This is a genomic window from Tritonibacter mobilis F1926, assembly GCF_000376545.2.
GTDB classification, from domain to species: domain Bacteria; phylum Pseudomonadota; class Alphaproteobacteria; order Rhodobacterales; family Rhodobacteraceae; genus Epibacterium; species Epibacterium mobile.
In genome coordinates, this window is record NZ_CP015231.1 from 222,969 (window position 1) to 235,897 (window position 12,929).

A 12,929-nucleotide genomic window follows, 5' to 3' on the forward strand; every position below is an offset into this window, starting at 1 on the left:
TTTGAAAGAAAATGTTTCCCGCCATGATACGAAAACGACCCCTCTTTGCGCCCGCGCTAGTCGCGACGTTCGCCCTGCCATTGCTGGCTGGGTCAGTGCAGGCTGAACAGAGCGTTCTTCTCGACACCGAAGCTTACGAGTATATCCATCAGATCGATGCAATTACCATGAGCCAGGACGGAAGTTCTGTTTATGCGGTGCATGCGGCACCAGGTACGCCCTGGCACATTGTTCGGATCCCGGCGTCCGGCGGGGAACCGACCGAAGTTTTCGGCGCATTGCCCGGCAATGTCGGACCACTTCAGGTCGCCCCAGACGACACACAACTGGCTTTCACGTTCGACCAGGTTGGTGATGAACGCTGGAAGCTTCATATCGTTGATCTTGAACATGAACGGTTTCAGGTGGTCACCCCGGAAGGTATGCTCGACATGCCCTGCACCTACGCGCCGGATGGCAACGCAATCTATTCCGCACGCGGCAGCGCGATCTGGGGCGAGCGCGAAATCGTCCGCGTGGATACGGAAACAGGCGATGCAGAGACAATCTATAGCGAACCGCAGGCCGCGCTGAACTGTCTTGACCTCTCACCGGACGGGCAATCTCTGTTGCTCTCAAAGTATATCTCGAACGAGCTCCGGCATCTTGGTCTTTTTGATCTGGAAACCGGTGCCGTTGATTGGTTTGCGGAAGAAGATGCCAATGCGTCTGGAGCGTTCTTTCACGACGGGTTTGTCTATTTCACCTCAACCCGTGACGGCGGAACTGCCCGGGCGTGGCAGTGGGTGCCGGGCGGCGAGATTGAGCCAGTTTCGCTGCCGATCGAAGGTCGGCTGAACGGGTTTGTCATCAATCGTGCCGGCTTGTTGCTGGTGTCGTGGCGCGATGCACTTCAGCCGCGCACAGGGCTTTTCAAACGCGATGCAGAAGGCGGCTGGACGGAAATGCAGTTGGCTCCGGGCGGAACGATGCTGTCGGGTGTATCCATCCCGAAAGCCGCCGCTTTGCCGATTGTTTTTTCCGTCGAGGACGGCAGCCCACCGATTTTCTACGGAAAGGACGACGCCGGAACACATCTTTTGCTGGACACCGATGCGTCGGGCTTGCCCGATAGCGCATTCGCCAACTACGAAAGTGTCCTCTTCGAAAGCTTCGACGGGACGAAAATTCCGACACATATCCTCAAGCCAGCGCAGGCCTCAACCGACAATCCGCTTCCGATGGTGCTTTATGTACATGGCGGGCCCGAAGACCATGTCGACCCGACCTATTCAGCAGCGCGTCAGGCGGTTGTGAATGCGGGCTTTGTCGCGGTTCTGCCCAATGTGCGTGGGTCAAGTGGGTTTGGTCAGGATTACGCGGATATGGATGATGGCGACTGGGGCGGTGCCCATATTCGGGATCTCCTTGCCGTTGCCGACCATGCAGCGGAATTGGACTATATCGCGGACCGGCCACGGTTTATCATGGGCGGATCCTTCGGCGGCTTTTCGGTTTTGTCCACCATCACCCAATACCCCGACGCCTTTGATGGTGCCGTTGATCTGTTTGGGATCTCTGACATCGAAAGTTTCGTTGCTGGACTGCCCGCCGGGGTGACGCGCTATTTCCTCAAGGAAATAGGATTTGATCCTGCCGACGATCCGGAACGGGCCAGGGCTATGTCTCCGCTTTATGCGGTGGACCGGATCAAGACGCCTCTTCAAATTCATCAGGGCATACACGACCCGCGTGTACCCGTAGAGCAATCCCGCGAGATCGTTGAAGCCCTCACGGCGCGGGGCGCGGACGTCCGCTATTTCGAGTACGAAGCAGGTCACGGCTTCGCGTCCCCGAACGACAACCACATGTCACAGCAGCGAATGATTGAGTTTTTCAGGGAGTTGTCGCAATAAAGCGTTCGGCCAATAGCTGTAAGCCAGTTTTTTGGCGGACCGCTTCAAGTTGCCCTGAAGGATCAAGGCGGGAGTTCGCACGAGATGGGCAACGGCATTCTTTGCTGTGCCCAAACTATGATTTTGGGTGTGACCTGATGGTCCTGGATCGACTCCTTGCTAGCGTTTCCTGATTAACGACGCTATCAAGAGAGTGGGCTTATGACTTTCCCGAGATCCGACCTTCACCTTCTTGAGGATTTGGAGCGCAAGGCATTGTGGTTGTCGACCTGGACAGTGCACAACGCCAATGCAATCCGCCTGAAAACGGATGACCTGAAGGTCGGTGGACATCAGGCATCAAGCGCATCCCTGTCCACATTGATGGCAGTACTCTACGGAGTCCTGTTGCGCCCCGAAGACCGGGTTGCGGTCAAACCTCATGCTGCCCCGATCTTTCACGCTTGGCAGTACCTGTTGGGGCGGCAGACCCGCGAGAACCTTGAGAACTTCCGCGGGTTTGGCGGTGCGCAATCCTATCCGTCGCGCACCAAGGACGCCGATGATGTGGATTTCTCGACCGGATCAGTCGGGCTTGGCGGCGCGATCACGGTCTTTGCCTCCATGATTCAGGATTATCTTGCGGCGAAGAATTGGAACAAGGGAACGCCGGGTCGGATGATCTCCATCCTTGGCGATGCGGAGCTGGACGAGGGCAACCTCTATGAGGCGCTGCTTGAGGGGAAAAAGTACAATCTGCGCAATTGCTGGTGGTTCATCGACTACAACCGCCAGAGCCTTGATGCGGTTACACAGGATGCGCAAAATGTCCTGTATCGTGACCTTTTTACCTCGCTCGGCTGGGAGGTTATCGAACTGAAATACGGCCAACTGCTCAAGGCCGCCTTCGCAGAGCCCGGAGGCGAGAAGCTGCGTGCATGGATCGATGCCTGCCCCAATCAGGATTTTGCAGCGCTGACCTTCAAAGGCGGTGCCGCATGGCGTGCAAGGCTTATGGATGACCTTGGGGACCAGGGGGCGTTTACCCGCCTGATAGAAGCGCGCAGCGACGATGAGCTGGCCGCTTTGATGGCCAATCTCGGCGGGCACGACATGGGTTCTTTGTTGGATACTCTGCAAGGGATCGACCATGATCGGCCGGTCTGTTTCCTGCTTTATACCGTCAAGGGGTACGGGCTCCCGCTTGCGGGCCACAAGGATAATCATTCCGGCCAATTGAACGGCACCCAGATGGACGCTTTGCGCGAAGATCATGCCATCAAACTCGGTCACGAATGGGAGCCATTCGAGGGGTTGCCCGCTTCCAGAGTGGAGTATCAACGCCTGCTTGACAGCGCACCCTTCGTCGCCAAAGGCTTACGCCGCTACACGGCCGAGCAGATTTCTGTCCCGGCCTTGCCCGTACCTGCCACGCGCGGCCATATGTCGACGCAAGAGGCCTTCGGCAAGATCCTCGACGACATTGCAAGGGGCACATCGGATCTGTCACAGCGCGTCGTGACAATGGCCCCGGATGTTGCCACGTCGACTGGGCTGGCGGGATGGGTCAACCGCACGGGCATTTTCGCGAAAGCCCCGAAAGAGGACCGTTTCCGGGATGAAGGCATCCCGTCGATGCAGAAATGGGCGGCATCGCCCGAAGGCCGACATATCGAGCTTGGTATTGCTGAAATGAATCTCTTTACCCTTCTGGGGGCAGCGGGGCTGTCTCATGCGCTCTTTGGCGAACGGCTCATCCCTGTTGGAACGCTGTACGACCCCTTTATCGAGCGTGGCAAGGACGCGTTGAACTATGCCTGTTATCAGGATTCCCGCTTCATCGTCGCCGCCACGCCGTCCGGTATTACCCTTGCACCCGAGGGTGGTGCCCACCAATCCATTGGAACGCCGCTGATCGGGATCAGTCAGGACGGGCTGGCCAGTTTCGAGCCGGCCTATGTCGACGAACTAGCTGCAATCATGGAATGGTCATTCGACTATGTGCAACGCGACGGCGAAACCTCTCCTGATCCGGTCGACTGGCTTAGGGATGAGACCGGTGGCGCGGTCTATCTACGACTTTCGACCAACAAGCTAGAACAGCCTGATCGAAACCTGAGCGAGACGCAAAAGCGCGACGTCATCAACGGGGCCTATTGGCTGCGCGAACCTGGGCCTTCCTGTCGCCTGGTTATTGCCTATACCGGTGTCGTGGCCCCCGAAGCGATAAAAGCAGCAGGGGCCATTGCCCAGGATCAACGCGATGTTGGCGTGCTTGCGGTGACATCGGCGGATCGGTTGAACGCTGGCTGGCATGCCGCCGACCGCGCCCGCGCGCTGGGGCATATGGAGGCTCAGTCCCATATCGAGCAGCTGCTTTCCAACGTCAGTCGCGATGTGGATATCGTCACGGTCACCGATGGGCACCCGCTGGCGCTGTCCTGGCTGGGCTCGGTACTGGGGCAACGCGTTCGCCCGCTGGGCGTCGAGCATTTCGGACAGACCGGAACAATTGCAGACCTCTATCGCGCTCACCGGATAGACAGCGCCGCCATTCTGCGCGCGGCCGAGGTCGCTTGCGGGGGCCGGCCGTTCAGACTGTCACGCATCGCCTGAAGCACCACTAGGAGGAAACCATGAAACGCATTCTGACAACCCTAGCCCTAGGGCTGACATGCCTTGGCTCGCAGCCAGCACAAGCTGACGCAGACAAGACCGCCGAAGTTTTTGCCGAACTGCCCGAATCTGTTGGGAACGTGACGTTCACGCCCGATAACCGCGTGATCTATAGTCATCACCCATTCTTTGGGCCCGATATACGCGTGGCGGAACTGAATGCAGATCACACATCATATTCGCCCTTTCCAAATCTGGAATGGAACACACCCCGCGATGGTACCGACGGCTATTTCGACAGCGTGCTGGGCTTGCGCGGCGACGAAAACGGCATCGTCTGGATTCTGGACATGGGGCAGCGCAATGGTCTGACACCGAAGATCGTCGGCTGGAATACGTCCGAAAACAGGCTTGAACGGATTTACTATATTCCCGCACCTGCATCGCTGCCCGAAAGCCAACACAACGATCTTGTCGTCGATCACACGCATGGTGTGTTCGTGATTGCTGATGAAGGCATCGGCCCGGGTGGCGACGGCACCACGGCGGCACTGGTGACAGTTGACATGGTTACCGGAGCTACCCGCCGCCTTTTGCAAGGCCATGTCTCAACCTTGCCCGAAGATGTTCCCATCGTCGTTGATGGAAAGGCGCTGACGATCGCGGACGGCAATGGCGGTCAAGTGGCCATCCAAGTGGGCGCAGATGGCATTGCGGCGGACAAGGATTTTGAATGGCTTTACTACGGCCCGCTCAACGGATCCGCGATCTACCGGGTGAAATTCAGCGACCTGCTGGATGAAGACCTCTCCGCCGACGAATTAGGGCAACGTGTCGAACGCTATGCAGACAAGCCCAATAACGGCGGGCTGTCGATCGACGAGGCTGGGAACCTTTACCTGACCGAAGTGGAATCCAATGCCGTTGGCATCATCCCCGCAGATACACGGCAATACCGGCGCTACGCCGAAGCCGAAGGACTATCCTGGCCCGATGGTGTCAGCAATGGCCCCGACGGTTTCATGTATGTTTCTGCAGCTCAAATCTCCCGGGCGGCCCTGTTCAACAACGGCATGGCGCTGAACGAACCCCCTTATCTGATTTACCGGTTCCGGCCCGAAGCCCCCGGGCGTCTTGGTCACTGATTGCATTTACTAATCTGCGTGCCGAGCAATCGGCGCGCAGTCTTCGGTAGGCCTGAACTCAACTAGTGTAATATGCGGCCCCGTCAGTTTCCTGTCTAGACAAGCATCAAGCCAAAGAGTTGGATAAGCGGGATATGTCTTTTGATCTGAAATCGCTGGAATTGTTTGTCCGCGTTGCAGCACTTGGCGCCCTGGGGCGAGCGGGAGAGGAAATGAACCTTTCTCCGACAGCCACAACACAACGCATTCAGGCGCTGGAATCCGCGTTGGGAACGAAGCTTCTCAACCGAACGACCCGCGCCATTTCGCTGACAACCGACGGAGAGACCTTTCTGTCTCACGCGCAACAGATCCTCGATTGCGTTGAAAGCGCCCAAGCATCCATGTCCTCATCGCAACAACATGTGACCGGAGAACTGCGCGTGACCGCGTCCGCCTCTTTTGGCCGCAGCCAGATCGTGCCGCATGTTGGAGAGTTTTTGCGCCTTTACCCGGATATTTCGCTCAAACTCGACCTCAATGACTCCATGACCGATATCGTAGAACGCGGGTATGATCTGGCAATCCGCATCGGGTCGCTGGTGCCTTCATCTCTTCTGGCGCGCAAGTTGAGTCCCAACCGTAGAATGCTGGTCGCGTCACCCGGCTATCTGGAACGGGCAGGCATTCCGAACTCACCCGGTGATCTGAAGAATCATAGCTGTATCGTGTTGGGAGAAAGCCGGAACTGGAGCCTTGCGGATGGATCAGGCAATATTACCGATATCAGGGTTGCGGGATCGTTCACGACTAATTTTGGAGAAGCTATCACGGACGCTTTGTTGCAGGATCTCGGAATTGGATTGAAATCAGTTTGGGACATTTCGGAGCATCTTGTGACGGGACGGCTGGTGCCTATCTTGCCAGACTACACCGCTCTGCCAGAATGGCAGATTTGGGCTGTACGCCCTCCCACCCGGGTCATGCCGCTTCGGGCCCGTGCTTTCATCGAGTTCTTCGAAGAGAAATTCAAGACTGCGCTGAACCGTGGCTAGATTATTCGTATGAGGCAAAATATCTTTTCGAAAATCATGATATTATCCATTGCTGACAAATTACCTACCTTCTTGACAGTACGCGACGGCAATCCGTTGCATAACGAGAAGGTTCAAATTGATGCGTCTACCCACCCTGTTGCCGATGACCCTGATAGCCTTGATTGGCACACAGGCCTCCGCCGAGTTCCGCGTAACCAGCCCGGATCTGACGGCCGACCAACCAATTTCGGCCGCGCAATTCTGGAACAACTTCGGATGCACCGGTGAAAACCTGCGCCCGGCACTGAACTGGGTTGACGCGCCCCAAGAAGCAAAAAGCTTCGCGGTGACCTTTTATGATCAGGACGCACCTACGGGCAGTGGCTTCTGGCACTGGGTTGCCTACGACATTCCGGCAGATGTAACCGGCATCGCGGCAGATGCGTTACCCGAAGGCACCATCGAAGGCAACACCGATCTGGGCCAACCGGGTTTTTTCGGGCCCTGTCCCCCCATTGGCCGTCAGCACAGCTATACGTTCACGGTGCATGCGCTCGATACCGATCACCTTGAGGCACCCGAAGGTGCTACCGCAGCACTTACCGGCTTCTTTATCTACCAACACAGCATCGCTCAGGCCACTGTTTCCGTTCTGGCGGGCCCCCGCAGCGAATAAGGAGACACATTATGAACGCCATCACGAGAACCAAGGCCGTTGCCCTGACCCGCTATCTGCCAATCACAGAGCCCGACGCTTTCATCGACACTGATCTGCCCGTTGCTGCCCCCACCGGGCATGACCTTTTGGTCGAGGTGAAGGCAATTGCCGTGAACCCTGTCGACACAAAGGTACGCGCCCCGAAAGACAAGATCGAAGACCGCCCGCGCGTGCTGGGTTGGGATGCGTCCGGGATCGTCAGCGCCGTCGGCCCGGATGTGACGCTTTTCAAACCCGGCGATGCGGTCTTCTACGCAGGCGATATCACTCGTCCCGGCACCAACCAGCAATACCAGTTGGTTGATGAACGGATTGTCGGGCGCAAACCGACAACCCTTAGTCACGCCGAAGCGGCCGCCCTGCCCCTGACCACGATCACCGCCTATGAAGCCATGTTCGACCGTCTCGGCATCGACCGTGACGGCGCGGATGCCGGTCAGTCGATCCTGATGATCGGTGGCGCTGGCGGTGTCGGCTCGATTGCCATCCAGCTGGCCAAGCGCGCCGGTCTGACCGTGATCGCTTCAGCTTCGCGCCCCGAGACGATTGGCTGGGTTAAGGAACTGGGCGCGGATCATACGGTCAACCACCGCGAGGACATTGTCGCACAAACCCGCGCTCTTGGGTTCCAGAATGTCGATCACATCGCGATCTTCAACGACATGCGTCACTGGGAAGCATCCGTCGAATTGATCCGCCCTCAGGGCGGGATCGTGACAATTGATGACACTGATCTGCCCATGCCGATGGACGGCATGAAGATGAAAGCTGCAGCCCTGCATTGGGAGTTCATGTTTGCTCGCGCCATGCATCAGACACCAGACATGATCGGACAACACAAGCTGCTGAATTTTGTGGCTGATGAAATCGACGAGGGCCACATTCGCACCACGGTGAGCGAGATCCTCACGCCGATCAATGCTGCGAACATGCGCCAAGCCCATGCCGCAATCGAAGCTGGCACTGCAAAGGGCAAGATCGTGCTGGAAGGGTTCTGATGTCAGACGCCACAAAAAAAGACGGAGGCCGGTGCTCAGACCCTCCGGCCTCCATCACCCCTCGACCAACGCGCGCCTTCGTCATGCTCGGCTTGTCGGTTCTGTTGCTTGGCTTGAACTGGCCTGTAATGAAACTCGGGCTAGACCACTATTCACCCTTCTGGATGGTCAGCCTTCGCTTTCTGCTGAGTGCTCCCGTCGTTGCTGTCCTGATCGGCCTCGGCAGGCGCCGTCTGCCGATCCTGACACTAGGAGACCTGCCAGTCATATTGGGTGTCGCGGCCTTGCAGTTTGTAGGCATGATGGGTCTGGTGACCTTTGCGTTGACGTTTGTTCCGGCGGGAACGGCCAGCATTCTGATTTATACGACACCTGTCTGGCTCATCCTGATCGACATGGCTTTTGGCGATACCTCAATCGGATTGAAACGCAAGGCAACCGCAATGCTATCCGCCGCAGGTTGCGCAACCATTGTGCTTTCTTCGGGACAGCCCGGTGTATGGGGCGCACTTTTTCTTATCTTGATTGCCGCGGCCCTTTGGGCAATCGCCATGCGACTTGTAAACCGACACGAGTGGCACGGTAGTGTGCGCGACGCGCTGTTCTGGCAGATGCTGGTCACCGGACTGGTCCTTCTTCCGGTTGCCTGTATTATTGAGGGTCCCTTGGAGTGGCAGTCTTTGACACCAACCTCCCTTGCCCTGCTTCTGTTCATCGGCCCTTTGGCCAGCGGAGCGGGATTTGGGTTCATGATTGCGGCTGGCCGCAGTCTGACGACAGATAGCGTCGCCCTGATCAGCACCGGAACACCGCTTATCGGGTTCATCTCGGCAACTTTGGTCTTGAGTGAACCCGTGAACGTCGCCACGATAATTGGCGGCGGCGTGATGTTGATTGCACTGGTCCTGGGCGCAATGCCCGGAACGCGTACCCGTTCCTAGTGCCGCGCCGGTGCAGACCCGCCCTGGAACGACCTTGCATAAGCCGATGGTGTCCGCCCCACATATTCCTGAAACGCAACAGAAAAAGCCGAACTCGACGAAAATCCAACTTCAAAGGCCGTTTCCGTAATCGAGCGCCGCTCTCGGCGCAGCATCTCCATCGCTCGGTTCATCCGCATTTCGCGAATGAACTCGCGCCAGCTTTGCCCCAGCTCCGATTGCATGTGACGGCGCAGGGTCCGTTCCGACATGCCCGCATGTTCGGCCACCTCCGAAAGTGAGGCCGAGGGACCCTTTCGCCGCGTGTAATCGATCGCTTTTTGAAGTGCAGAGGTATTGGCATAAGGCGTCCACATGATGCGTTCATGCTTGAACCACTCCGGCAACATGCCACCAAGCGTGGTGAAAAACGCGCGTGCCTGGCGGTTTCCCGAGCTGGTATCCGCCCCCCATTTCAAACCGTAGTCCATCATGTTCGCTGCAAACTCCCGCACCGGACCAACCCAGCAACCGTCATGTGTCCAAGCTACCTCCCGGCGACAGAATTTGATGACCAGACCAGACGCTGGCGTTCGTGCGCGAAGACGAAACATCCGACCCTCGGGAATATAAACCATATGATCGGGTGGGATCACCCATTCACCAGCATGGCCGAACAGTTCAAGCTCACCAGTCCGGCAGCGCACAAGCTGACCACCGTTCTCAGCTTCGGTCATGAAGTCGAAGCGCTTGGTTCCAAAACACAGGGTATGGCTGGTCATTTCGTTTGTTACCGAAAAGGCCCCATTGATTTGTGCGCGTTCCATTCCACTCCTCCGTGCGTTCGTTTCAAAAGCGGTTTCTGATTTCCTACACAAACTGATGGTCACCACCAAAAGGTAATACGTCTCATGTCCGATTATCAAAGCAATTAGTCCGTTTATCGAATGCAGTCCGTGACCGGTCAGGGCAATGTTGTCTAATATCGTCGATCACAGGCCATGCCTTACGATGGTATGATGGGAGGAGTTACACAATATGGCACTGGATAACGCAGATTCTGCGAACGCAGCGGTATTGTCCGTGGCGGGCGTGAGCAAACGCTTTGGTGGAACGCAGGCCGTCAGCGAGGTGAGTTTTGCGGTGAATGCCGGCGAAATCGTTGCCCTGCTTGGCGAAAACGGCGCCGGGAAATCGACACTTATCAAAATGTTGGCCGGTGTCTACACAAGCGATGAAGGCAGCTTTAGGTTCAAGGACAATCTTTTTGATCCCCGCGATAACCATACCGGCATCGCCTTTATTCATCAGGACCTTGGCCTCATCGAATGGATGACCGTGGCCGAAAACATCAATCTGATGCAAAACAGCTACCCGGTGCGGTTTGGCCTGATCGACTGGAGGAAAGCACGCGAGAACGCACTCCAAGCATTGGCCGAGGTGTCCGAAGCCATTAATCCAGACATGCGGGTGCAGGATCTGACCCGGACTGAGAAATCGCTGGTCGCCATCGCCCGAGCCCTAGCGCGCAAGGCCACACTCTTGGTGCTGGACGAACCCACTGCGTCGTTGCCCCAGTCGGACGTCGAGATGTTGCATGACGTACTCTGCCGCCTGCGTGACAACGGAGTGGCGATGATCTATGTCTCGCATCGGCTTGATGAGGTCTTTGCCATTGCCGATCGCGTAGTGGTTCTGCGTGACGGCTTCCTCGTCGGGGACGAACCGATCGGCAAGCTCGATCCCGACAGCCTGATCCAATTGATCATCGGCCGCGATCTGGAAGACGTCTTTGTCCATACGGACCCGCCTGAAGACGCCCCTTGCGTATTGAAACTGGACCGGGTTCAGACCGAAGATGTTGGCCCAGTCAGTTTCGAATTGCGACGTGGGGAGATTCTGGGGCTTGTCGGGCTACGCGGCGCTGGCCAGGATGCAGTCGGTCACGCGCTTTTCGGGCGCAACCCGGTGCAGTCAGGCGAGATTCGTTTGGCCGACGGCAAAGGCTTTCATGCCACACATCCGCAGGATGCCATTCGGCAGGGCATCTGTATGGTGGCGGGTGATCGCAACGCCGAATCCGTGGCACAGGGACTAACCATCCAAGAAAACCTGTTTCTCAACCCCGGCCTGACAGGGCGTGGATTGGGGTCGTTCCGCACACCCGAAGACGAGGCTGTCGAGGCGCGCCGCATCGGCCAGACCTTCGATATTCGTCCAAACGACCCCTTTGCCCCCATCGAAACCCTTTCCGGCGGCAACCAGCAAAAAATCGTCATGGCTCGCTGGATGAGCGTGGGCGGACAGGTGCTGATCCTCGAGGATCCGACCGCCGGGGTCGATGTCGGTTCCAAGGCCGATATCTACGCCCTGCTGGTCCGCACCCTGAAGGAAGGTCTGGCTGTGCTGCTCATTTCCACCGATTTCGAAGAAGTCGCGGCCCTGAGCCACCGCGCCTGCGTCTTTCATGACGGCCGTATCGTGGCCGAACTGAGCCAGCGGAACATCTCGATCAAAACATTGTTGAATGCCGCCTCGATGGAGACGGCCCGTCAGGAGGGAAACTGATGCAATCTCTTGAATCCAACGCGCTGGAGCCGACCAAGTCCGAACTCGAAGGGCTGTCTTTCGGCGCCCGCCTGATCAGGTTGCTTCCCGTCTACGGCTTGCCGATCCTGACCGTTCTGCTGATCATCTTGTTTTCACTGATCCTGCCCAAGACCTTTCCGACCTTGCTGAACCTGCGGGCGATCCTGGGGGAAAAATCCGTCATCGCGTTACTTTCGCTGGCGGCGATGATCCCGATGATGACGGGCCGGATCGACCTGACGGTCGGCTATGGTATCGTCATCTGGCATGTGCTGGCCATCAGTCTGCAAACCGACTACGGCCTTCCTTGGTCCGTTGCAGTGCTGATTGTCCTGCTGGGCGGCTGTCTTCTAGGCGCGCTCAACGGGTTGCTCGTTGAGGTGGCAAAGATTGACAGTTTCATCGCGACGCTCGGCACAGGCACTGTGATCTATGCGCTGGCACTTTGGTATACCGGTGGTCGGCAGGTCATCGGAGCGCTGCCCGATGCCTTTACAGGTATATATACCACAACCCTTTTCGGCCTCCCAATTGCCGCCTTTTACGTACTGGCCATCGCGGTGGTCCTCTGGGTGGTTACCGACTATCTGCCGATTGGACGCAACCTCTATGCCATCGGTGCCAACCCTCGTGCCGCCGAATTAAACGGTATTCGCACACGGCGTTTCGTGATCGGCGCGTTTATTGCCTCGGGCCTGGTCGGAGCGATCGCCGGGGTGGTTCTGGCAGCAAAACTGCGGATCGGACAGGCCAGCGTTGGCCTTGAGTTCCTGCTACCAGCGCTGGTCGGAGCTTTTCTGGGCTCAACGACGATCAAACCGGGCCGCGTCAATGTCTGGGGCACCTTGATCGGCGTCATCATCCTCGCGGTGGGCATCTCGGGTATCCAGCAACTTGGCGGCGCCTTCTATGTCGAACCGCTTTTCAACGGGACCATGCTGCTTATCGCCATCGGCATTGCGGGATATGCGCAGCGCAAGCGCAGCTCGGTTAGGCACGCGCGCAAGCCATCCGACAACAAGTGAATTCACCCGTTCCAAGGAGGAGAGAACG

10 protein-coding genes are annotated in these 12,929 nt (G+C 57.5%); 9 read left to right on the forward strand and 1 reads right to left on the reverse strand.

The annotated features are described in order from the left end of the window. Positions 1-11: 11 nt before the first annotated feature. From K529_RS16535 to K529_RS16565, 7 genes are all read left to right on the forward strand, one after another. Positions 12-1,895, forward strand: coding sequence for a prolyl oligopeptidase family serine peptidase (locus K529_RS16535; RefSeq protein WP_005610959.1), 1,884 nt, complete (start codon positions 12-14; stop codon positions 1,893-1,895). A gap of 201 nt (positions 1,896-2,096) precedes the next feature. Next, positions 2,097-4,490 carry a transketolase gene (locus K529_RS16540; RefSeq protein ID WP_005610957.1) on the forward strand — a complete coding sequence of 798 codons (2,394 nt, stop codon included), beginning with the start codon at positions 2,097-2,099 and terminating at the stop codon, positions 4,488-4,490. Between the two features lie 20 nt (positions 4,491-4,510). Further along, a complete protein-coding gene (locus K529_RS16545; protein ID WP_005610955.1) occupies positions 4,511-5,635 on the forward strand; it encodes an L-dopachrome tautomerase-related protein in 1,125 nt (374 codons plus the stop codon). Between the two features lie 134 nt (positions 5,636-5,769). Next, the gene (locus K529_RS16550) at positions 5,770-6,669 is read left to right on the forward strand and encodes a LysR family transcriptional regulator (protein ID WP_005610953.1); all 900 of its coding nucleotides are present in this window, start codon (positions 5,770-5,772) and stop codon (positions 6,667-6,669) included. Positions 6,670-6,790: 121 nt separating this feature from the next. Beyond that, positions 6,791-7,327, forward strand: coding sequence for a YbhB/YbcL family Raf kinase inhibitor-like protein (locus K529_RS16555; protein ID WP_005610950.1), 537 nt, complete (start codon positions 6,791-6,793; stop codon positions 7,325-7,327). An 11-nt stretch (positions 7,328-7,338) separates the two neighbouring features. Beyond that, entirely contained in the window at positions 7,339-8,367 is a 1,029-nt protein-coding gene (locus K529_RS16560) for a zinc-binding alcohol dehydrogenase family protein (RefSeq protein ID WP_005610947.1), read from the forward strand. Continuing rightward, entirely contained in the window at positions 8,367-9,308 is a 942-nt protein-coding gene (locus K529_RS16565; RefSeq protein ID WP_005610943.1) for a DMT family transporter, read from the forward strand. Before K529_RS16560 ends, K529_RS16565 begins: the two co-directional genes overlap by 1 nt. On the opposite strand, the gene K529_RS16570 is transcribed toward K529_RS16565, so the two are convergent. Continuing rightward, positions 9,305-10,114, reverse strand: a complete 810-nt coding sequence (locus K529_RS16570) for a helix-turn-helix transcriptional regulator (RefSeq protein ID WP_005610941.1) — start codon at positions 10,112-10,114, stop codon at positions 9,305-9,307. The two genes, K529_RS16565 and K529_RS16570, sit on opposite strands and share 4 nt — an antisense overlap. 211 nt (positions 10,115-10,325) lie before the next feature. On the opposite strand from K529_RS16570, the gene K529_RS16575 reads away from it, so the two are divergent. Together K529_RS16575 and K529_RS16580 are read left to right on the forward strand one after the other, a co-directional pair. Next, positions 10,326-11,855 carry a sugar ABC transporter ATP-binding protein gene (locus tag K529_RS16575; protein WP_005610938.1) on the forward strand — a complete coding sequence of 510 codons (1,530 nt, stop codon included), beginning with the start codon at positions 10,326-10,328 and terminating at the stop codon, positions 11,853-11,855. Beyond that, positions 11,855-12,901 (forward strand): ABC transporter permease, encoded by a 1,047-nt coding sequence (locus K529_RS16580; RefSeq protein WP_005610937.1) that lies wholly within the window; start codon positions 11,855-11,857, stop codon positions 12,899-12,901. Before K529_RS16575 ends, K529_RS16580 begins: the two co-directional genes overlap by 1 nt. The last annotated feature ends 28 nt before the right edge of the window (positions 12,902-12,929 follow it).